Origin of the sequence: Leptobacterium meishanense, from assembly GCF_037645805.1 — a bacterium.
Taxonomy (GTDB): Bacteria; Bacteroidota; Bacteroidia; order Flavobacteriales; family Flavobacteriaceae; genus Leptobacterium_A; species Leptobacterium_A meishanense.
Genome location: NZ_JBBEXE010000001.1, coordinates 142,889 through 162,715 on the forward strand (window position 1 = coordinate 142,889; position 19,827 = coordinate 162,715).

Consider the following 19,827-nt stretch of genomic DNA (forward strand, 5'->3'; position numbering starts at 1 on the left):
CAAAATATTGCTATTTATACTTATTCCTTGCAAAATTCACTAGATCTACCATCGCTTTTCCTCCTGAAAAGACTGAGAATCTTTCTGCATCATTGGTTATCCCTGATAATACTCCGATAATCCTAGGCCCATTATCAAATCGCCATAAAGGGCCTCCGGATTGCCCGGATTCTTGATCTGCATCGGTTCCCAATAAAACCCCATGTACTTCAATTTTTGGATCATATTTAGGGCGGCATATTTTTGGCAATGCTTTAATAATGTCTATGTTTTTTTGAAAATGTGGTACTGTCTGAAATCCTGGGTATCCAATATGCGACCATCCAAGGTTTCTGTCTGTTTCATTAAAAACAGAAGTTCCCATCCATCCAAGGTTTTTAGCATTCCCTAGAGGTTTGTCTAATATCAAAATAGCATAATCTACTGCTTTTTCTGTTTCTGTAAGACCTCCATTAGGTACTTTGCACCACCAAAGCGCGGTAACAACTTTCGAGTCTCCATAAGGTTTCGTTGATTTGTATTGTGCAGGTGTGAATCTTGTTGGTAATAACCCACCGCTTTTATTTAATATGACACCATGGTTAGAGGTAAGTACATGTCTTGGGCCAACTAGTATCCCTGTACCCTTAGTGCCATTTATTCCGGGAACAGAATCAACATCAACGATGCCTACACAGCCCCATGGATATACTGGGTTTTCAAAAGGTCTCCTATCATCTTTTCCGAAAATATTTTTAAGCCGTGTATTCATTTCTCCGTCCAAAGGAGTCATGTTTTCATTTCCACTATAATTAGATGGATCTGTTTGATCTTTAGAATCTTGTATATCAATAGTGTTATGCATTTCGTTTAAATATACAGGACCCTTTTCATTACTTATATTTAAATATAATTCTTTCATATACTATTCTTTTTAAATTATAAATATACTGCTAAATATACATTTTTTTCGTTTTTAATAGAAAGAAAAAAAATAATTATTTGTTTAATATACTTACATTTTATATATCATGTATTATCATTTTAACTGTAGAGTACCGAAAAGTTAACTTAAAAGTAGGATCTAAAAATAATAAAGAAATTGATTTAATACTTATTCTTTAACAATAATAAGCGTAGCCTTCCCCCCGGTGGCTAAATTCCATCTATTTGCAGAGATTAGGTTCCCTTGATCGTCATAAACCTGAAACTCTGCCGTATTAGGTCCAGAAGTACCCTGGTTCAATGCCTGGAAGTCAATTTTATTAAAGCCTTCTTCTAAAGGAAGTTCAAAGCTTTTAAACTTATAATCGAGGAAAATCCCCGGTTGCACAATATGGTCGTTGACATAGACACGCACAATATCACCATCAACATATTCGTGGTCCCTGCATATGATTCTTGCTGTTTTCGCATTGCTTTTAAATTCGCCCAGAAACTGACTGGTATTATAAGCCGCATTACCTTCTTTGCTTTCCTTTTTCTTATCAAACTGCTTTTGATACAATACAGCAGGATCTACTAAATTATTTTGTGCAGCCATATTAACCCCTTTTTTATTTTCCGGCAATAGTGATTTATATTCAACAGGAGCTTTCAAATCTTTTAGGCTATTATTTGCTGGGGCATCCTTAGAAAACAAAACGGAAGAAGAAGGAAACGGTTTGTTTTTCGAATCCGGAGGTATATCCTTATCCTGAGCTGTCGCCATCACAAAAAATCCAATAAAACAACTTATTGTCAAATAATACTTAATCACCGCATTTTCATTTATTGAAGCTACTTCAAGAAGTAAGCTTTCATAGTGAAACAAAGATAGTTTTTCTTTTTATATAGACATAAATCATCAAATATCACACCAATTATTTTTGATTTAATAGTGATCAATGATTTTTATCATCTTTCTGTGATTTTTTGCACGATACTTTTGTGTTAAATAATCGTAATAATCAAAAAGATGAGACAAAAATTAATTTTACTCGCTGTAATCTTATGTGCAACTATAGGTGTTTATGCACAAAAAAATAATACGGACACGTCAACATTTAGTAAATGGCAAGTGCGATTGCGGGGAATTGTAGTTACTCCTGATGAAACTGCCTCTATAGAAACTATTGGTGGAGATGTTAATATCTCAACAACTTTTGTCCCTGAATTGGATTTCACCTATTTTTTCACGGAAAACTGGGCAGTAGAATTAATCTTGGCAACTACAAAACACGATGTTAAAGCTGTTAGTACGGCTGCAGGCGATATAGATTTAGGAGATGTATGGTTATTGCCTCCAACCTTAACAGGACAGTATCATTTCACAGGGGGAAATTTCATCCCGTATTTAGGCGCAGGGATCAATTATACCATTTTTTATGGGGCTGATGAAGGACCGGTTGCAAATGATATAGACTATGATAATTCAGTGGGGTTTGCACTGCAAGGCGGGTTTGATTATATGCTAAATGAAAAATGGTTTTTAAATATAGATATCAAAAAACTCTTTTTGCAAACAGACGTTACTGTCAATGCTACAACAGCTTTAGGGGCTACTGTTGGTGCAGATGTGGATATCAATCCTTGGATATTTGGTTTTGGCGTCGGTGTAAAATTATAATACTTAACAAGGGGGGGGGTAGATATAAATCCGTTTATGATATGATAAACGGATTTATTTTTTATATGCTTTTATATCTATATGTTAGTGTTACTTTTGCACTTCATACTATCTTTAATGGAAACACAAGACAAAATACTTCAATACAGTCGGTTATTTTACGACTATTTAGTTGATCGTGGTTATGGGGAAGGTGCAGCAATAAGCCTAAATTTACTGGTGAATGCCTTGGTATTGACACTCACCATAATTATTATCGATCAAATATTGCGAAGGGTCATTATAAAAGCCTTTCAAGTTTTTACAACCAAAACAAAAACTACATTTGATGACTTTTTGGTAAAGAGCAACTTCCCAAAATATGTTGCTCGTGTCATCCCTTTTATTATTATTCAAAGAGCAATCCCCTATGTATTTGTAGATTTTCCGAAAAGTGAGGACATCCTGATCAAGATCACGGATGTTTACCTTATTTTCCTTGTTATATGGATCTTAAGAAGTGTTGTAAGAACCAGTAAACGGTACTTGAAAAATAAAGATTCGTTTAAAGACAAGCCTATGGAGAGTTATGCGCAGATAGTCATGATGTTCTTTTGGTTTATTGGGATCATTTTTATTTTTTCTGAGCTTACCGGTCAATCTATTGGGAAATTCTTAACTACATTAGGTGCTGCATCAGCCATTCTTTTATTTGTGTTTAAAGATACTATACTAGGGTTTGTTGCCAGTATTCAGGTTTCTGTCAATGACATGGTACGGATCGGTGATTGGATTACACAGGAGAAATATGGTGCCGATGGTGATGTGATTGAGATTAATTTAACAACCGTAAAGGTTAAAAATTTTGACCATACAATCACTACTCTCCCTACGTATGCATTGGTTTCCGACTCTTTTAGAAACTGGAGAGGGATGCAAGAAAGTGGTGGCAGGCGTATCAAAAGGGCTATTCATATAAAAGCTTCCAGTGTTCGGTTCCTTTCGGGTGAAGATTTAGATCAGTTTTCTAAAATTCAAGCAGTAAAACATTATATAGCACATCGGCAAAAAGACATTGACAAGTACAATACAGAGCATAATTATGACAAATCAATTGCAGTAAACGGACGAAACCAAACCAATCTTGGGATTTTCAGAAAGTATTGTGATCTATATCTTGAAAATCACCCCGCAACTAATAAAGGGTTGATGATAATGACGCGTCATTTAGCTCCCACACCACAAGGAATCCCTATAGAGGTATATCTTTTCTCAAGTGACAAGCGCTGGGAAAACTATGAGCATATTATGGCAGATATTTTTGAGCATTTGATTGGAGCGGTGTCCTATTTTGATCTGGAATTGTTTGAATTACCAAATAGCAAAGATATAAGAGCATTAACGGCAAAAAGTTAATCACAAGTCTGTTAAAAATTTTTCAACGTCTTATCATTGTCCTTTATAACTTTTACATACAAAAAACCCAAAGGGTTTATAATTCCTTTGGGTCTTTCGTGGATTTAATTTTTATAGTTATTTAGGGTCTAATATATTTGATATACGCTCCTTGATATCTTGTAGATGATAGCGACTCATTCGATCGTTTGTTTTTCCTATAGCAGCGTTTATATTTTGTTTTAATATATTCAATTGAGCCCTAGCAGCAGCTCGTATATCGGATTGACTAACTTCTATTTCTGAGGTATTCCTATTTCCTGTTTGCTCCTGTGTCATTAAATATGATATCCTATCAATATAGGCACGCTGAAGATTTCTTCGGTAAGTATCAATCTTTCTTCCTTGTCTTAGCTCATCAAATATCCCCTTCCTTAAATCATCCATCATATCAATTAGTTTATATGCTTTATCTCCATATAAAGCCTCATTTTCAATTATTCGGGCCATGCGCCCAAAATCAAGAATATTGTATAATGTGCGAACTTGGGTACTTCTAATCCGTTCTACATTTCCATCATGTTCAATTTTATTTAATATACTTGGTTCTATTAACCATTCAGGGGTGTTGAACAGTTCTTTTTGAATGAATTGCATACATTTTTCCTGATGCGCTCTTGGGACATGTGAATAAACAGGGCTTCCTTGATCATAGGTTTTAAAGTATTCATACACTCCTCCTATATTGTTTGAAACATGCCCCATATACCGGTTGTATTGCCCTAAGACTTGACCATAAAGAGTTTCCAAGTCATCATAATTTTTACCTTCTTCTTTTGTCCATTCGATAAGATTTGGAACAATACGCTTTAAGTTTGCTATTCCATAGGTGCTAGCTTTTACTGCGTCATCTCCGAGGTCTTCTGTCTGTGAGCTCGGATCTACTACTCCAAATTGCTGTCGGCCAAACCTATACATTGGGTCATCTTCATGCTCTAATATCCAAGAGTCGAGTATTGGTTTTTCTTCTTCCGCATTTTTATTCAAAATAGGCCTGTATCCCCATTTGATAGCGTGTTTATCATAAATCCCTATGTTTGGCATTAATGCTACTCCTTTATCCTCAGGTTGCGCTACATAATTAAATCTTGCATAATCCATTATAGATGGCGCAGTACCATACTTGTTAGTAAAAGAAGCTGATCTTAAAGAATCAACAGGATACGCAGCACTACTCCCCATATTATGAGGTAATCCTAATGTATGTCCCACTTCATGAGCAGATACAAACCGGATCAACCTTCCCATAATTTCATCTTTAAAGGCTACCCCTCTTGCATCAGGATTGATAGCTGCTGTTTGTACAAAAAACCAGTTTCTAAGAAGAGTCATAACATTATGGTACCAATTAATATCCGATTCTAAAATTTCTCCACTTCTTGGATCACTTACATGGGGCCCATTAGCATTAGGTATTGGAGAGGCTAAATATCTGACTACGGAATATCGTACATCCTCAGGAGACCATTCTGGATCTTCTTCTGATGTAGGGGGGTCTTTAGCAAGAATGGCATTTTTAAAGCCGGCTTCTTCAAAAGCAACTTGCCAGTCTTCAATTCCTTGTTTAATATATTTTCGCCACTTTTCCGGCGTTGCTCTGTCTATATAATATACAATAGGTTTTTTGGGCTCTACTAATTCTCCACGTAGAAATTTTTCTTTATCTTCTTTTTTCACTTCCAATCTCCATCTATCCAAATATCGAACCGTTTTACTTTCTTGCGCTTCCAATCCATAATCCACTTGTCCGCGTGCAAACCACCCTACCCTTTGGTCAAAATAACGGCGCTTCATAGGGCTTTTAGGCAATAATACCATTGAATTGTTCATTTCTACTGTTATGGACCCTAAGCTTTGGTTACTGGGGGGCTCTTTTGCTTTATATGTCTTTACATGCCTAGACTCAATATTCATAGGGTAACTTTTTATACTTTCTATATATGTCCTATCTTTATCTAGGCTTGTCACTTTGTAACGATCTCTATAAAACTTAGGCATTCCAAGTGGTATAACATCATCTGTGAATAGTTTATTTACATTGATAACTGTACTAGTAGAATCTCTTCCATAGGCTTTAATATCAAAGGAATATAATATGGGCTCAAAATTTGAATTAACAACAGCTTCATGTATTGGTAAAGAATCTGAAGCAACTACTTCATGAGAAACAACTCGTAAAAGAATCCGATCAGGTTTCTTTTCCCATCTCAATACTTGTGTATTTACTTTTCCTCCTCCAAAACCTATTTGAGAAGCGGTCTTAGCTATTCGTGTAACCATCAACATTTCTCTTCCAAATAAAGAGTCCGGGATTTCATAATAATAATCTGCTGCAACTTTATGGGTAGAAAATAATCCGATATCTGTTATAGCATCACTTGTAATTACCTTATCATAAGGCTGTATGCCATTCTTGTTTTTTTTGACTTCTTTCTTCTCTGGTTCTTTACTTTTTTTCTTTTTAAATAATTGGGCTTTTAAATCTGGGGTGTTTATAAATAACATGCATATTATAAACAATAAATAATGTTTGTGTTTCTTCATTTTTTTTAAGATTAGTTAAATTTATATATTATTCATATTGTTATTTTGTTTGTAATTGGCATGAGAATAATACTTAAAAAGGCACATTGGTTAATTTAAATAGTAATTAAAAATCTTTCAACGGCCTGCCAATACCCTTTATGGTCATTAAATTGTTCCCACAATGCCCTGGAACCATGATTTCCTTTTGTTTCCGGAAGATAAAAAGCTTTTGATGTACTTGGGATGACATCATATATAGATTGCCAATTACCCTGTTCTTTTTTGGCAGAAGTAATAAACACCGGTACTGTAATATTCTGTGCACTACGTTTAATAAAATCCTGTTCACCAAAATATTCTCCCGGGGCAAATGACAGTATAGCATCTACCATTTCAGGATAATCACCTCCATATTTTAAGACCAATGCAGAGGAATACGAACTTCCCCATATAATAATCTTTTTAGGATTGTGTTTTTCTTTTATATACGCTACACTTGTCTCTATATCTTGATAAGCATCTACATAACCAGTTGTTTTTCCTTTTGTAGTGGCTTCTTTGTAAGTTTCATTTGAAATACTATTAACAGTTCCTCCGGAGCGGAGGTCAACAGCCAAACAGTTATAACCCATTTTAGTAAGCTTAGGTGCTATTTCCAGATATTCCCCCCTGCTCCATCGCGCTTGATGAAAAAGGATGATGAATTTTTCAGAATTAGCCTGTGAATATAAATCGGCAGTTATTGTCAGATTGTCTTTAGAAGGAAAAGTGATGGTTTGCTGTGCCCTTAGATTTGATACTATTCCAATAAGCACAATAACAAGTAGGTGGGTATTAGTTCTCATCTTATTTTTTGATAAATATATTTATTCTAAGAGGGAAGCATTGATTATTTAGAAAATTTTAACAATTATTACAAAGCTTCAGAACAGTTTTTTTGTCCCTTCAAGAAGTGTTTGCGGTATATGGATGTTTACCCCTAGCTCTTTGTTAAGTTTTTCTATGAAGTATGCCGATAAAAGTGGGGATTCTTTTTCCAGGTTTTGGTGTACAAAAAAATGGATATTTTTTAATCCTAAGTTTCTCCATTCTCTGAGGCACTTTGTCCAATCATCCAATCGAGTATAGTCTGTTTCATGGTTTGCCCCAACATAACGGACAAATGCTTCATTATTGGTGAGTCGCATATGCATTAAGTCACGTCTTCCTGCAGTATCTACTAATACATTGGCAATATTGTTTTCTTCTAATAGCTGATACAACTCTTCGGCTACCGTTTTATCATTGAACCAATCCGTGTGCCTAAACTCAATCGCTAAAGGAAGTTCTTTGGGCCATAAGTCAACAAAAGAAATGACCCTGTCAAAATTCTTAGGCGCAAAATTATTGTGCATTTGTAGAAAAATAGTGCCCAGCTTTTCTTTTAAATGGATTACCCCGTTAATGTATTCTTCCAATAGTAATTCTACGTCTAACAACCATTTTCTATGACTGATTAATTGATTTATTTTTGGAAAAAACTTGAACCCTTCCGGTGTTTTTGCATGCCATTTCTCGTATTGTTCGATAGGAAACATTCTATAGAATGTGGCATTTAGCTCAATACAATTAAACTGTGATGCATAGTATTGCAGTTCGTCTTTCGTGCCTCTTGGGTAAAACCCTTTCAAGTCTTGTTTGTTCCATTTAGCACAGCCCACATATACTTTTAGTTCCTCGTCAGAAGTATATCTTTCAATTGCCTTTTTGGTACCGAAATGATCGGGCGGAATGCTGAAATCAATAATTTGAGGGTTATCAACTTTTCCAAATTTCATGCTAGAGAATGTTTATAAGGTGGTGAAAAAGTATTGTTTTGTTGTTGGTTATCCATTCCATTATTTCTCTAACTTTAGTAAAACTTCCATTATGAACAAACGATCTGACGACTTATTGAACATTCGCCCTGACATTCCTTCTGCTATTATTTATGATACTATGAACAATGATGAACGGTTTCAAAATAAAACATTGCGCCCTGTTATAAAGCTTCAGAATGATTTATTACTAGCTGCTTTTAAAAATTACATCAATAAACACAAAGGTGTATTTTATACTTTTTCTCTTGAAAAACGGTTACAATTTATCGAAAATTCTGTCCAAAAGGATATAAAGTTTAGAAATTCTTTGAAGGGAATGGTGATTGGTCAATTTACCATTGAAGAATATACAAGCTATATCCAAAACTCATCTGCATTGAATAAACGAATGATGAATATGGTGATCGAAAGACTGAAAGACCAAGTTCAGTTATTGGAAAAAGAAATAGTCAATGTTGCCTAGTCGATTAGTGATACCCCGTTTAAATCGGTAGTTAAGACATCACTCATATAATCAAAATAAGGCCGAATGGTTTTAAAATCTTCATTTACTTTATAGCTAAAATCAGCAGCGAGTACTTCTTTATCTGTAAACTTTTTGATGAATATATGCTGTTTTTTCTTGATAAGGTCTATGTCAGGGTGTTCTTTGTCAAAACCCTTGGGGGCTGTTTTTACTTCTTCTCCTTCCAACGTTCCCCATACTTTTTTAAATGCAGGATTTTCTATTATCTCTCTGACTTCAGACGCGTCTTGTTCAAACTCTTTCCGGATTCTGAACAAGTCTTCTTTACTGGGTTCCCAGAAGCCACAGGCTATAAACGTATCACCTGGGGCAATATGCAAATAATAACCCCCTCTTAGCCTGGGTTTTGACCTTCTATACCATCCTCCGAAGTGTGTTTTATATGGAGTTTTATCTTTAGAAAAGCGTACATCACGGTATATCCTGAACAGTTTATATGCTTCTATTTCATCATGGGTTTGTAACTGTTCCATGAGTTCTATATAAAAGATCTTTATTTGTGCTTCAATGGCTTTAAATTCTTTTTTGTGTATTTCAAACCACTCCCGGTTGTTGTTCTTTTTTAATTCTTTAAAAAATGTAAAAGTTTCTTTTGGTACTATTGCTTCCATAAAGTAAGCTCTATTAAAATTAGTTCTATGATTCTATCCAACTTGTTTTTTCTTCTATCGGAGTACGCTTAGAAGGTGACACATCATCATCATAGTATCCCATATAGAAGAAGCCAAGGCATTTTTCTGAGGGTTCCATACTTATAAATTCATCCATAAATTCAATAAGTGACGGCGAACTCCAATAACTTCCTATTTCATGTGCTGTAGCTGTTAGCCACATATTTTGAACTGCCATGGCTACAGCGGCTACTTCTTCCCATTCGGGAACACGCTCTAAGCTGTCACGTTTCATAACGATGACAATTATTGTGTCGGCTTTTCGGGGGTTTTCTTGCAATTTAAGATGTTTTCTTTCAGAAAAATTATCATCAATAGTGCTGTCTTTGTATTTTTCAGCAAGAAAATCTGCAAATCGCGCTTTTCCTTTTCCTCTTATGACTTTAAAGCGCCATGGTTCTGTTAGCCTGTGCGTAGGTGCCCGGTTCGCATTTTCGAGGATTTCATTAATAATTTCCTTAGGGATGGGCTTATCATTATACAGAGGAGGATAAACGGCTTTTCTATTTTGTATTGCCTGTGATATTGTCATGATCCTTGATATATATTGATAGGTTAATTCTGTATCTTATTATTGAAGTTTCATTTATCAGAGCCATTTTTTTCGTTTGAAATAAAATAACATCAAGACAAAAATAACTAACATTGCTCCTAAAAGGATATAGTAACTATACTTGTAATGCAGTTCCGGCATGTGTTCAAAATTCATTCCGTAAATGCCTGCAATGAAAGTTAAGGGGATAAATATCGTAGCAATAATGGTCAATACTTTCATAACATTGTTCATTCGGTTACTTACGGTACTCATATACGTATCCATTAAACCCCACACAGTATCCCTATAAATTTCAATGTTTTCGATTATTTGTATAGTATGATCGTATAAATCCCGATAGTAGTCCCTTATGTCTTTATTAAATAGCAAGGAGTCTATTTTTTCCAATCGCCCAATTACTTCCCTTGCAGGAAAAACAGCCCTCCTTATTTTCAATGCCTCTTTTTTGATATCTTGTATCTGTCTTGTTATCGTATCATCGGGTTCATTAAATAACGTATCTTCTATAAGTTCTATTTTTTCTCCAAGTGTTTCGATGACTAAAAAATAATGATCCACAATTGCATCAAGGAGCGCAAACAAAAGGTAATCGGATTTTTCTGTGCGGATACGTCCTTTAGCTTCTTTTATTCGGGTTCTGAGCGGATTAAAGACATCCCCATCGGCCTCCTGAAAAGTCAATACATAATTTTTTCCCAGAACCATGCTTATATGTTCCACATTGAGCACATCATTTTGATAATAAAGCATCTTAAAAACAACGAAAACATACGTGTTGTATTCTTCTATTTTTGGCCGTTGATCGGTGTCCACAATATCTTCAAGAACTAAGGGGTGTAATGAATAGCGTTTTCCTAGCTTTTGTATATCTGCAGTGTTGTTAAGCCCATTAATATTTATCCATGTAATAGAATCAGCAGAAGAAGCTTCAAAAGCCTCTTCTAATTTTGCAAATTCTTTCTCCCGAAAAGTGCTAGGTGTGTAATCAATAAGTTCTATATGGAAGCTTTTATCTTCTTTATATCCTGTGTACGTTATTGTACCCGGACTTTGTCCAATTTTCTTTCTGGAACGAAATACCTTTTTTTTTGGTGTGATTTTTTTTCTTGGCATGGTCAACTAATATCAGTTATATAAAGATAGTATTATTTGTGCCTTTTCTCCAATTGTGATATTACATCTGCTATTCCGTAGCCTTTGGCCTGTAGTAAAATAAGATAGTGAAACAAAAGGTCTGCTGCTTCATTTATGAAAAGGTTGTCATTGGTGTCTTTGGATTCAATAATAGTTTCTACTGCTTCTTCCCCAACCTTTTGTGCTATTTTGTTGATCCCCTCCTTGAACAAGGAAGATATGTAGCTGTTATCATTGTTATATTTTTTTCTGTCAGATATGATTTCTTCCAGTTTGGATAAGAAACCAAAAGAAGCACTGTTTTTTTCATTCCAACACGTATCGGAACCTTTATGACAAACAGGTCCTTGGGGAATAGCCTGAATGAGCAATGTATCATTATCACAATCTGGTCTAATATCGTTTACTTGCAAAAAGTTTCCACTTTCTTCTCCTTTCACCCATAAACGTCTCTTCTTTCTACTATAGAAAGTAACTTTTTTTGTTTCAACGGTTTTTATATATGCCTCCCGGTTCATATATCCTAACATCAAAACACTTTTAGTATTAACATCTTGAATAATTGCAGGAAGCAATCCGTTGTTATTTTTATCAAAATCTAATTTCATAATCGCACAGGTATGTTATTTTTTTTGAGTTCTTTTTTTAAATCATGAATGGTAATTTCTTTGAAATGAAATACACTTGCAGCTAATGCAGCATCTGCATTTCCTTTTTTGAAAGCATCAACAAAATGCCTTTTCTTTCCTGCTCCCCCGGAGGCTATTACAGGAATGTTTACTGTTGCGGCAAGTGTTGCCAGCGCTTCATTTGCAAAACCGTTTTTGGTTCCGTCATGATCCATGGAAGTAAACAAGATTTCCCCTGCCCCTCTTTGTTCTACTTCTTTTGCCCAATCAAATAAATTGATGTTTGTTGCTTTTTTTCCTCCTACCAAATGAACTTTCCACTGGTTATTGACCAGTTTTGCATCAATTGCTATCACAATACATTGGTTGCCAAATTTTAATGCCAACTCATTTATTAATGCAGGATTTTTGACTGCTGAAGAATTAACAGAAACTTTGTCTGCTCCTGCTTTAAGGAGTAGTTCTACGTCCTGAACAGATGATATACCTCCTCCTACAGTAAAAGGAATGTCTATTTTTTCTGCAACATTGAGAACAAGTGGCAATAATGTTTTTCTTCTTTCTTCTGTTGCTGATATATCTAAAAAAACCAACTCATCTGCTTCTTCTGCATATAACGCTGCGAGTGCTACGGGATCTCCTGCATCGCGAAGTTTAAGAAAATTCACTCCTTTTACCGTACGTCCATTTTTAATGTCTAAGCAAGGAATTATTCGTTTAGCTAGCATGATTTGATTGTGTAGTAATATATTTTTCTAATTCTTTCAAGGAAATCTTATTCTCGTAAATAGCTTTTCCAATTATAGCGCCTTCACAACCTATAACAGCTAACTCAGCAATGTCTTCCATGCTGGAAATACCTCCTGAAGCTATCAAGTGTAGATTTTCTATTTTATTTAATACCGATTGGTATAATTTAAATGAAGGGCCTTTCAACATGCCATCCTTACTAATATCTGTGCATATAACATATTTAATGCCTTCATCTACATATCGTTTTATAAAAGGTATTAATGATTCTTCTGAAGTTTCTTTCCAACCATTAATCGCTATTCTCTGGTCATTAACATCCGCTCCTAATATAATATTGCTAGAGCCATATTGTTGAATCCAAGTATTGAATAATTCAGGATTTTTTATTGCTATACTGCCTCCTGTAACCTGTGAAGCACCACATTCAAAAGCTATTTTTATGTCTTCATCAGATTTTATGCCTCCCCCAAAGTCAATTTTCAAATTTGTTCTGGTTGCTATGCGTTCAAGTATTTTGTAATTGACAATATGATGGCTTTTAGCCCCATCTAAGTCCACTACATGTGCATAATGAATACCATGTGCTTCAAATTGTAGCGCCACTTCTAAAGGATCTTCATTGTATATTTTTTGTGTACTGTAATCACCTTTGGTAAGTCGAACACATTTTCCATTTATTATATCAATTGCAGGGATAATCCTCATTACTATTTTATTTTTAAAAAATTCGCTAACACTCTGGAGCCTTCTTTACTGCTTTTTTCAGGATGAAATTGAACCCCATAAAAATTATCTTTATGCAATGCAGAGGCGTATTCAATCCCATAGTAGGTTGTTGAAATAGCATTTTTATGCAGCGGGACATAATAACTGTGTACTAGATACATGTATGCTCCCTCTTCTATTCCTTCAAATAAAGTGGTTTTCAGGTTTGAAATTTTGTTCCACCCTATTTGAGGGATTTTCACATCATTCTTGAATTTCACAACGCCTGTGTTAAAAATTTTTAATCCTTCAGTATTGTTCTCTTCAGAAAAATTACACATCAACTGCATCCCTAAACATATCCCCAGTACTGGTTGTTTTAATTCCGGTATTAATTTATGCAATCCAGAGCTCTTAAGTTTGTTCATCGCACTACTTGCTTCTCCTACTCCCGGGAAAATAACTTTATCGGCATTTTGAATTTCATCAGGCCTACTTGTAAGTGCTGCTTCGTACCCTAAGCGTTGAACAGCAAATTTTATGCTCTGAATGTTCCCCGCACCGTAATCTATAATGGCTATTTTCATTATACTTTCTTTAAATAATACCTTTTGTGCTTGGCAAAACCATTTTCTCTACATCACGTTTTACAGCCATTTTAATAGCCTTCGCAAAAGCCTTAAAGATAGCTTCTATTTTGTGGTGCTCATTAATTCCTTCTGCTTTTATATTCAAGTTGGCTTTCGCCCCATCAGTAAATGATTTAAAAAAATGATAAAACATTTCTGTAGGCATTTTACCAATCATTTCACGTTTAAAATCGGCTTCCCAAACCAACCAGTTACGTCCTCCAAAATCAATAGCTACCTGTGCTAAACAATCATCCATAGGAAGACAAAAACCATAACGCTCTATACCTAGTTTGTCTTCCAATGCTTTATTAAAGACTTCTCCCAAAGCGATTGCAGTATCTTCAATGGTATGGTGTTCATCAACATTCAAATCCCCTTTTACATTAATTTTTAAATCCATTTGCCCGTGTCTTGACAATTGATCGAGCATGTGATCAAAAAAGGCAATGCCAGTGTCTATTTTGCTGTTACCTACTCCGTCAATATTTAACGAAATAGCGATGTTTGTTTCATTAGTTTTCCTGACGATTTCAGCGCTTCTTTGTTTCAGTTTTAAGAATTCATAAATAGTTTTCCAATTATCAGTCTCTAAAGCAATGAACTGCCTTAGTTTCTTGTGGGAGATGGTTGTTTCTTTTTGTCCTAGACTTGTATTATTGTTAATGTATATAGCCTTACTGTTAAGATTCTTGGCTAATTCTACATCTGTCATTCGATCTCCGATTACATATGAGTTTTTCAAGTCATAATCATCTGAAAAAAAATTAGTCAACAATCCGATTTTTGGTTTACGGGTTGGGGCATTATCCTTGGCAAACGTTCGGTCTATAATTTCCTCTTTAAAAATAATTCCTTCGTTTTCCAGTGACTGCATAATAAATTTATGAACCGGCCAAAAAGTATCTTCGGGAAAACTATCAGTTCCTAGGCCATCCTGATTGGTTACCATCACAAGTTCATAATCCAACTCTCGTGCAATTTTTCCCAGATAAGAAAACATATTTGGATAGAATTCCAGTTTTTCAAATGCATCTATCTGTTCGTCACTAGGCTCTTTTATAAGCGTCCCATCACGGTCTATAAACAATACTTTTTTCATTGTTTCATTTCTTTTAAAGCTTTTATTAATTTATTGTTCTCTTCCGGTGTACCAATGGTAAAACGCAGGCAATCTTCACAAAGTGGTTGATTAGAGCGATTACGGACTACAATACCCGCTTTTAGCAATTGGTTGTAACGCGTTGTTGCATCATCCATCTTCACCAAAACAAAGTTAGCCGATGTCGGATATGCTTTTTTAACACACTTTATTTCAGTTAAAGCGCTAAGGAGTTTGTTTCTTTCATTAAGAATAGCATCAACATGCCGTTGTATTTTTTTTTGGTTTAGAATACATGATAATGCGTGTTCCTGAGTGAGTAGGTTCACATTGTATGGTGGTTTTATTTTTTGCAGTGTTTTTATAATCTCTTTTGATGCATAGCATATACCTAAGCGAATACCTGCAGCTGCATAGGCTTTTGAGAGTGTCTGCGTCACAACTAAATTAGGAAATTCTTCCAATTTGGATATCCAGCTATGTTGTAATGAAAAATCAATATAGGCTTCATCAATTATTACAAGTCCATTAAAGCTGTTTAAAATAAATTCAATATCCTTTATGTCAAGTAAATTCCCGGTAGGATTGTTAGGAGAACATAAAAAAATAAGTTTTGTTTGCCCGTCAATGGTGTTTAGTATTTTCTCTACATCAATTTTAAACTCTGTGGTTAAGAATACGCGTCTGTTGTCAATATTGTTTGTATCCGCCAAAACAGCATACATACCATAGGTTGGGGGCAATGTGATAATGTTGTCTTTTCCGGGTTCACAAAAAGCCCTGAATATTAAATCCAAGATTTCATCACTACCATTGCCTAGTAATAGTTGATAAGGGGATATATCTTTTAATTTTGCTAATACATTTTTTAATTCTTTTTGATTTGGATCCGGATAACGGTTAATGCCATTATTATAAGGGTTTTCATTAGCATCTAAGAATACCATTTCTGAAGTTGTGCCCATGTATTCGTCTCGTGCAGATGTGTAGGGTTTCATGTTAGCGACATTAGGTCGTATTAAATTTTTTAAATTAAATGTTCTCATAATAAATCATCGCTTATTGCTTTCAATCGTAGCGAAACAGCTTTTTTATGAGCTTGTAGCCCTTCTGCTTCTGCCATAACTTCAATTGAATTGCCTATATTTTGAATTCCTTTTTTTGTTATTTTTTGAAAAGTCATTGTTTTCATAAAAGAATCCAGGTTTACACCGCTGTAATTTTTTGCATACCCACTTGTAGGCAATGTATGGTTGGTTCCAGAGGCATAATCGCCTGCACTTTCAGGAGTATAATCACCAATAAAAACAGATCCTGCATTTTCAATATTGTTTATATAAAAGTCCTCATTATCGGTACAGACAATGAAATGCTCAGGGGCATAATCATTAATGAAATTAATAGCTGAGACATGATCTTCAAAATAGATTGATCTTGATTTTCTAATTGCTTCCTTAGCTATATTCTTACGAGGTAATTCTTTTATCTGAGCTTCAACTTCCTTTTCTACATTTTCGATTGTTTTTTTTGAAGTACTTACTAAAATAACTTGACTGTCTATGCCATGTTCTGCTTGTGATAATAAGTCCGAAGCAATAAATGAAGGGTTTGCAGTATCATCAGCAATAATTAAAACCTCACTGGGCCCTGCAGGCATATCGATTGCTACTCCATATTTTGTAGCTAACTGCTTGGCTACTGTTACAAATTGGTTTCCGGGCCCAAATATTTTGTATACAGCAGGAATTGTTTCCGTACCAAAGGTCATTCCGGCGATTGCCTGTATACCTCCTATTTTAAAAATTTTGGTGATACCACATAAATTTGCTGTGTAAAGAATCTCATTCGCAATCGTGCCTTTTTTGTTTGGGGGTGTACAGAGAATAATTTCTTTACAACCAGCTAGTTTTGCAGGTATTGCCAACATTAAAATAGTTGAAAACAAAGGAGCTGTGCCTCCAGGGATATACAATCCTATTTTTTGAATAGGTTTTTTCTCCTGCCAACAATTAACTCCTTCTATCGTTTCGACGAAGACGGGGGGTGTTTTTTGAGCACTATGGAATTTTTCAATATTGCTTTTGGCTAGCTGAACAGCAGATTTGACATTTTGAGAAACAATATTTGTCGCTTTCACTATTTCATCATCAGAAACTATATTGTTATTCAATAAAACATTATCAAAAAGTTCCGTATACTTAGTGATAGCAGAATCGCCTTTTAGTTTTACATCATTAAATATTCCTAATACGGTTTTTTCAATCTCATCAATTGTTTGCGTTGGCCTTTTTGTTAGTTCAGGCCATTTTTCTCTACTTGGGTTGTATATCTTTTCCATATTTGGATATTTAAAAACTAAAGCACCATTTTTTCTATTGGACAAACCAAAATACCTTCTGCGCCTGCTTGTTTCAACTCATCTATAACTTCCCAAAATGTACCCTCATCTATTACTGAATGCAATGAACTCCATCCTTTTTCTGCTAAGGGAAGTACCGTGGGGCTTTTTAGCACAGGCAGTATTTTACTTATAGCATCAATCTTATCATTTGGGGCATTTAATAAAATATATTTTGATTTCCGGGCTTTCAATACTGCTTGAAGCCGAAACTGTAACTTATTCAGAATAGCATTGTTTTTTGAAGTTATTTTAGGGGATACCGCCAATACCGCCTCGCTTGCTTGAATGATTTCTACTTCTTTTAAATTGTTTTTAAAAAGTGTGCTACCGCTAGAAACAATATCAACTATAGCATCAGCCAAACCAATGCTTGGAGCTATCTCTACAGACCCATTAATAACATGGATATTGGCTTTTATTTTTTTATTAGCTAAATATTTTTTAACGGTGTTGGGATAAGAAGTAGCTATTCTCTTTCCCTCTAGGTCGTTCATATCATTATATTTAAATGATTTTGGAACCGCTAAAGAAACTCTACATTTTGAGAAGCCCAATCTTTCTGCAATTTTTATATTTTCGCCTTTTTCCGTTAACAAATTATCTCCTACAATAGCAACATCTGCCACTCCATCTCTAAGGTATTGTGGAATATCACTGTTACGGAGATACAATACTTCCATAGGGAAATTTCTTGCGACAGCTTTTAATTGATCTTTACCATTATCAATAGAGATTCCGCAATCCTTTATGATTTTTAAAGAATCTTGGTTAAGTCTTCCTGATTTTTGAATAGCAATTTTAATTCTGGCCATTATAATACTGTGTTTTATTAAAAACTATCATTAAAAAACCCGTTTGAGTTTACTCAAACGGGTTTATGTGCTTTAACAACATGCAACATCTTTCACCTCGCTTGAGCGAACGTGTATAAATGATGATGATGAGTGTATATAAACATAATAATTATTGCAACTTTCAGATGCAAAAATAGTATATTTTAAATTATATAACCCAAAAAAAAATGTTTTCTTCTAAAGTTAGCGATAATATGTAAGAAACAATTTTAATTTGAAAATAAGTCCGAAATTCATACTTTTAGATAGTAAACATGAGAACGGTATATGAGAAACTTTCTTCTCTCATTATTATTATTTGTTTTGTGGTTTTCTTTAGGCATATACATTTATATGTGCCAAATTAAACAATACTGTAATATTATATACCCTGTTCATAAGAAAGAGCAAGTAAACTCCAATGCGGTAGTTGATAGCATCTCTACAAAGGACAATATTGATACTATCAATAGCCCCCCAAGCACTAATGGCACGTACCAAGAAGGAGAAGAGGTGAAAATATTTATTGAAGAAACTCCATTAACTGATATTGTAATATATACCGGATTTGGCTCTAACACATTTGAACCAGATGATTCTTTAAATATTTATATAACTAAATTAATTACCTATTTGGAAAGCCACCCTTTAAAAGCAATTTCAATTATTGGTCATACAGATGATGTGGGGGATCCTGAAACAAATGAATGGATAGGGATGGAACGTGCTAAAAGTGTGTCTGAATATATAGTTTCTCAAGGAGTCCCTGAAGATAAAATAAAAGTCCTTTCTAAAGGGGAGACCTCTCCTATAGTAGAAAACAATAGTTTAGAAAATAGGCGCAAAAACAGAAGAATTGAAATAAAAATAAATTGACCCAAATATTATTATAATGTTAGAAGATATAAACCCTACTGCTTATCATGAGTTTATTATTATTTTTTTGATGTGCTTGGGATCGTTCTTGATCGGTTACATTTCTTCAAGAGTTTATTATAAGAAAAAGTTTAAAAATGAACTGAATGATATTATCATTGAGAAAGGAATGCAATTTAAAAAAGTGGAAGCTTTTAATTCTGACAGTACGATGCTCTCAGAAAATAAAATAAAAGCGGTACAGACTAGAGGAAGAAGAGGAATGGTTGTAAGTGACTCTAATAAAATTATTGATAATGAAAAACCCACACTTAATTTTGAAAGTTTTGGCGTAGCGGATTCTTCTTTCAGAGATAAATTAACAGCTATAAATGGCATTGGTCCTTTTATTGAAGGAAAACTAAATAAGATAGGTATTTATACTTATGAGCAAATAAGTAAATTTAGTGATGATGATATAGAAATTGTCACACAGCTAATTGAGTTTTTCCCAGGACGTATAAAAAGGGATGACTGGAAAGGCCAAGCTTTAAGGTTGATTAAAAAAAGAAAACAGGATACAAGAAACTAATCTCATAAGGTTAAATAAAATTTTTAAATTCTAGA

21 protein-coding genes are annotated in these 19,827 nt (G+C 34.5%); 5 read left to right on the forward strand and 16 right to left on the reverse strand.

All coding sequences use genetic code 11. The annotated features are described in order from the left end of the window. Positions 1-10: 10 nt before the first annotated feature. Together WBG21_RS00655 and WBG21_RS00660 are read right to left on the reverse strand one after the other, a co-directional pair. Positions 11-901: a trypsin-like serine peptidase gene (locus WBG21_RS00655; RefSeq protein ID WP_340073730.1), complete on the reverse strand. Its 891-nt coding sequence runs from the start codon at positions 899-901 to the stop codon at positions 11-13. A gap of 192 nt (positions 902-1,093) precedes the next feature. Then, positions 1,094-1,792 (reverse strand): hypothetical protein, encoded by a 699-nt coding sequence (locus tag WBG21_RS00660; protein WP_340073732.1) that lies wholly within the window; start codon positions 1,790-1,792, stop codon positions 1,094-1,096. A gap of 144 nt (positions 1,793-1,936) precedes the next feature. On the opposite strand from WBG21_RS00660, the gene WBG21_RS00665 reads away from it, so the two are divergent. Both WBG21_RS00665 and WBG21_RS00670 read left to right on the forward strand, forming a co-directional pair. Beyond that, positions 1,937-2,587, forward strand: a complete 651-nt coding sequence (locus WBG21_RS00665) for an OmpW/AlkL family protein (protein ID WP_340073734.1) — start codon at positions 1,937-1,939, stop codon at positions 2,585-2,587. A 117-nt stretch (positions 2,588-2,704) separates the two neighbouring features. Continuing rightward, a complete protein-coding gene (locus tag WBG21_RS00670; RefSeq protein ID WP_340073736.1) occupies positions 2,705-3,982 on the forward strand; it encodes a mechanosensitive ion channel family protein in 1,278 nt (425 codons plus the stop codon). 117 nt (positions 3,983-4,099) lie between these two features. Here the strand turns inward: WBG21_RS00670 and WBG21_RS00675 are convergent, their stop codons facing one another. The 3 genes from WBG21_RS00675 to WBG21_RS00685 form a co-directional block, all read right to left on the reverse strand. After that, complete coding sequence (locus WBG21_RS00675; RefSeq protein ID WP_413789389.1) at positions 4,100-6,526, reverse strand: zinc-dependent metalloprotease; 2,427 nt, start codon at positions 6,524-6,526, stop codon at positions 4,100-4,102. Positions 6,527-6,660: 134 nt separating this feature from the next. Further along, the gene (locus tag WBG21_RS00680; RefSeq protein WP_340073740.1) at positions 6,661-7,392 is read right to left on the reverse strand and encodes an alpha/beta hydrolase; all 732 of its coding nucleotides are present in this window, start codon (positions 7,390-7,392) and stop codon (positions 6,661-6,663) included. Between the two features lie 78 nt (positions 7,393-7,470). After that, positions 7,471-8,364, reverse strand: coding sequence for a DUF72 domain-containing protein (locus WBG21_RS00685; protein WP_340073743.1), 894 nt, complete (start codon positions 8,362-8,364; stop codon positions 7,471-7,473). 91 nt (positions 8,365-8,455) lie between these two features. On the opposite strand from WBG21_RS00685, the gene WBG21_RS00690 reads away from it, so the two are divergent. Beyond that, positions 8,456-8,869, forward strand: coding sequence for a glyoxalase (locus tag WBG21_RS00690; RefSeq protein WP_340073745.1), 414 nt, complete (start codon positions 8,456-8,458; stop codon positions 8,867-8,869). Here the strand turns inward: WBG21_RS00690 and WBG21_RS00695 are convergent. Genes WBG21_RS00695 through hisG form a run of 11 tightly spaced genes read right to left on the reverse strand, consistent with a single transcriptional unit; the run spans position 8,866 to position 18,324 of the window. After that, positions 8,866-9,543 carry a DUF2461 domain-containing protein gene (locus WBG21_RS00695; RefSeq protein ID WP_340073747.1) on the reverse strand — a complete coding sequence of 226 codons (678 nt, stop codon included), beginning with the start codon at positions 9,541-9,543 and terminating at the stop codon, positions 8,866-8,868. The genes WBG21_RS00690 and WBG21_RS00695 overlap by 4 nt on opposite strands. A gap of 25 nt (positions 9,544-9,568) precedes the next feature. Then, on the reverse strand, positions 9,569-10,135 hold the full coding sequence (locus tag WBG21_RS00700; protein ID WP_340073749.1) for a nitroreductase family protein: 567 nt from the start codon (positions 10,133-10,135) through the stop codon (positions 9,569-9,571). Positions 10,136-10,192: 57 nt separating this feature from the next. After that, a complete protein-coding gene (gene corA / locus WBG21_RS00705) occupies positions 10,193-11,272 on the reverse strand; it encodes a magnesium/cobalt transporter CorA (protein ID WP_340073751.1) in 1,080 nt (359 codons plus the stop codon). A gap of 32 nt (positions 11,273-11,304) precedes the next feature. Next, the gene (gene hisIE, locus WBG21_RS00710) at positions 11,305-11,901 is read right to left on the reverse strand and encodes a bifunctional phosphoribosyl-AMP cyclohydrolase/phosphoribosyl-ATP diphosphatase HisIE (RefSeq protein WP_340073753.1); all 597 of its coding nucleotides are present in this window, start codon (positions 11,899-11,901) and stop codon (positions 11,305-11,307) included. Beyond that, positions 11,898-12,650 carry an imidazole glycerol phosphate synthase subunit HisF gene (gene hisF, locus WBG21_RS00715; protein ID WP_340073755.1) on the reverse strand — a complete coding sequence of 251 codons (753 nt, stop codon included), beginning with the start codon at positions 12,648-12,650 and terminating at the stop codon, positions 11,898-11,900. Before hisF ends, hisIE begins: the two co-directional genes overlap by 4 nt. Continuing rightward, on the reverse strand, positions 12,640-13,380 hold the full coding sequence (hisA, locus tag WBG21_RS00720) for a 1-(5-phosphoribosyl)-5-[(5-phosphoribosylamino)methylideneamino]imidazole-4-carboxamide isomerase (protein ID WP_340073757.1): 741 nt from the start codon (positions 13,378-13,380) through the stop codon (positions 12,640-12,642). The genes hisF and hisA overlap by 11 nt, the downstream gene beginning before the upstream one ends. Positions 13,381-13,382: 2 nt before the next feature. Then, entirely contained in the window at positions 13,383-13,967 is a 585-nt protein-coding gene (gene hisH / locus WBG21_RS00725; protein ID WP_340073759.1) for an imidazole glycerol phosphate synthase subunit HisH, read from the reverse strand. Positions 13,968-13,977: 10 nt separating this feature from the next. Beyond that, complete coding sequence (hisB, locus tag WBG21_RS00730) at positions 13,978-15,111, reverse strand: bifunctional histidinol-phosphatase/imidazoleglycerol-phosphate dehydratase HisB (RefSeq protein ID WP_340073760.1); 1,134 nt, start codon at positions 15,109-15,111, stop codon at positions 13,978-13,980. Further along, positions 15,108-16,157: a histidinol-phosphate transaminase gene (gene hisC, locus WBG21_RS00735; protein WP_340073762.1), complete on the reverse strand. Its 1,050-nt coding sequence runs from the start codon at positions 16,155-16,157 to the stop codon at positions 15,108-15,110. The genes hisB and hisC overlap by 4 nt, the downstream gene beginning before the upstream one ends. Next, entirely contained in the window at positions 16,154-17,449 is a 1,296-nt protein-coding gene (hisD, locus tag WBG21_RS00740) for a histidinol dehydrogenase (RefSeq protein ID WP_340073765.1), read from the reverse strand. Before hisD ends, hisC begins: the two co-directional genes overlap by 4 nt. 17 nt (positions 17,450-17,466) lie before the next feature. Beyond that, positions 17,467-18,324, reverse strand: coding sequence for an ATP phosphoribosyltransferase (hisG, locus tag WBG21_RS00745; RefSeq protein WP_340073768.1), 858 nt, complete (start codon positions 18,322-18,324; stop codon positions 17,467-17,469). Between the two features lie 309 nt (positions 18,325-18,633). On the opposite strand from hisG, the gene WBG21_RS00750 reads away from it, so the two are divergent. Then, positions 18,634-19,221, forward strand: a complete 588-nt coding sequence (locus tag WBG21_RS00750) for an OmpA family protein (RefSeq protein ID WP_340073770.1) — start codon at positions 18,634-18,636, stop codon at positions 19,219-19,221. Positions 19,222-19,237: 16 nt separating this feature from the next. Further along, positions 19,238-19,792, forward strand: a complete 555-nt coding sequence (locus WBG21_RS00755) for a hypothetical protein (protein ID WP_340073772.1) — start codon at positions 19,238-19,240, stop codon at positions 19,790-19,792. Positions 19,793-19,827: the final 35 nt, after the last annotated feature.

What these genes read in the sequence shown, in the direction of transcription:
- hisA (WP_340073757.1), bottom strand. Translation starts at nt 13,380, where the DNA reads ATGAGGATTATCCCTGCAATTGATATAATAAATGGAAAATGTGTTCGA.
- WBG21_RS00755 (WP_340073772.1), top strand. Translation starts at nt 19,238, where the DNA reads ATGTTAGAAGATATAAACCCTACTGCTTATCATGAGTTTATTATTATT.
- WBG21_RS00675 (WP_413789389.1), bottom strand. Translation starts at nt 6,526, where the DNA reads ATGTTATTTATAAACACCCCAGATTTAAAAGCCCAATTATTTAAAAAG.
- hisC (WP_340073762.1), bottom strand. Translation starts at nt 16,157, where the DNA reads ATGAGAACATTTAATTTAAAAAATTTAATACGACCTAATGTCGCTAAC.
- WBG21_RS00655 (WP_340073730.1), bottom strand. Translation starts at nt 901, where the DNA reads ATGAAAGAATTATATTTAAATATAAGTAATGAAAAGGGTCCTGTATAT.
- hisH (WP_340073759.1), bottom strand. Translation starts at nt 13,967, where the DNA reads ATGAAAATAGCCATTATAGATTACGGTGCGGGGAACATTCAGAGCATA.
- hisIE (WP_340073753.1), bottom strand. Translation starts at nt 11,901, where the DNA reads ATGAAATTAGATTTTGATAAAAATAACAACGGATTGCTTCCTGCAATT.
- WBG21_RS00750 (WP_340073770.1), top strand. Translation starts at nt 18,634, where the DNA reads ATGAGAAACTTTCTTCTCTCATTATTATTATTTGTTTTGTGGTTTTCT.
- WBG21_RS00690 (WP_340073745.1), top strand. Translation starts at nt 8,456, where the DNA reads ATGAACAAACGATCTGACGACTTATTGAACATTCGCCCTGACATTCCT.
- WBG21_RS00670 (WP_340073736.1), top strand. Translation starts at nt 2,705, where the DNA reads ATGGAAACACAAGACAAAATACTTCAATACAGTCGGTTATTTTACGAC.
- corA (WP_340073751.1), bottom strand. Translation starts at nt 11,272, where the DNA reads ATGCCAAGAAAAAAAATCACACCAAAAAAAAAGGTATTTCGTTCCAGA.
- WBG21_RS00685 (WP_340073743.1), bottom strand. Translation starts at nt 8,364, where the DNA reads ATGAAATTTGGAAAAGTTGATAACCCTCAAATTATTGATTTCAGCATT.
- hisB (WP_340073760.1), bottom strand. Translation starts at nt 15,111, where the DNA reads ATGAAAAAAGTATTGTTTATAGACCGTGATGGGACGCTTATAAAAGAG.
- WBG21_RS00695 (WP_340073747.1), bottom strand. Translation starts at nt 9,543, where the DNA reads ATGGAAGCAATAGTACCAAAAGAAACTTTTACATTTTTTAAAGAATTA.
- WBG21_RS00700 (WP_340073749.1), bottom strand. Translation starts at nt 10,135, where the DNA reads ATGACAATATCACAGGCAATACAAAATAGAAAAGCCGTTTATCCTCCT.
- WBG21_RS00680 (WP_340073740.1), bottom strand. Translation starts at nt 7,392, where the DNA reads ATGAGAACTAATACCCACCTACTTGTTATTGTGCTTATTGGAATAGTA.
- hisF (WP_340073755.1), bottom strand. Translation starts at nt 12,650, where the DNA reads ATGCTAGCTAAACGAATAATTCCTTGCTTAGACATTAAAAATGGACGT.
- hisD (WP_340073765.1), bottom strand. Translation starts at nt 17,449, where the DNA reads ATGGAAAAGATATACAACCCAAGTAGAGAAAAATGGCCTGAACTAACA.
- hisG (WP_340073768.1), bottom strand. Translation starts at nt 18,324, where the DNA reads ATGGCCAGAATTAAAATTGCTATTCAAAAATCAGGAAGACTTAACCAA.
- WBG21_RS00665 (WP_340073734.1), top strand. Translation starts at nt 1,937, where the DNA reads ATGAGACAAAAATTAATTTTACTCGCTGTAATCTTATGTGCAACTATA.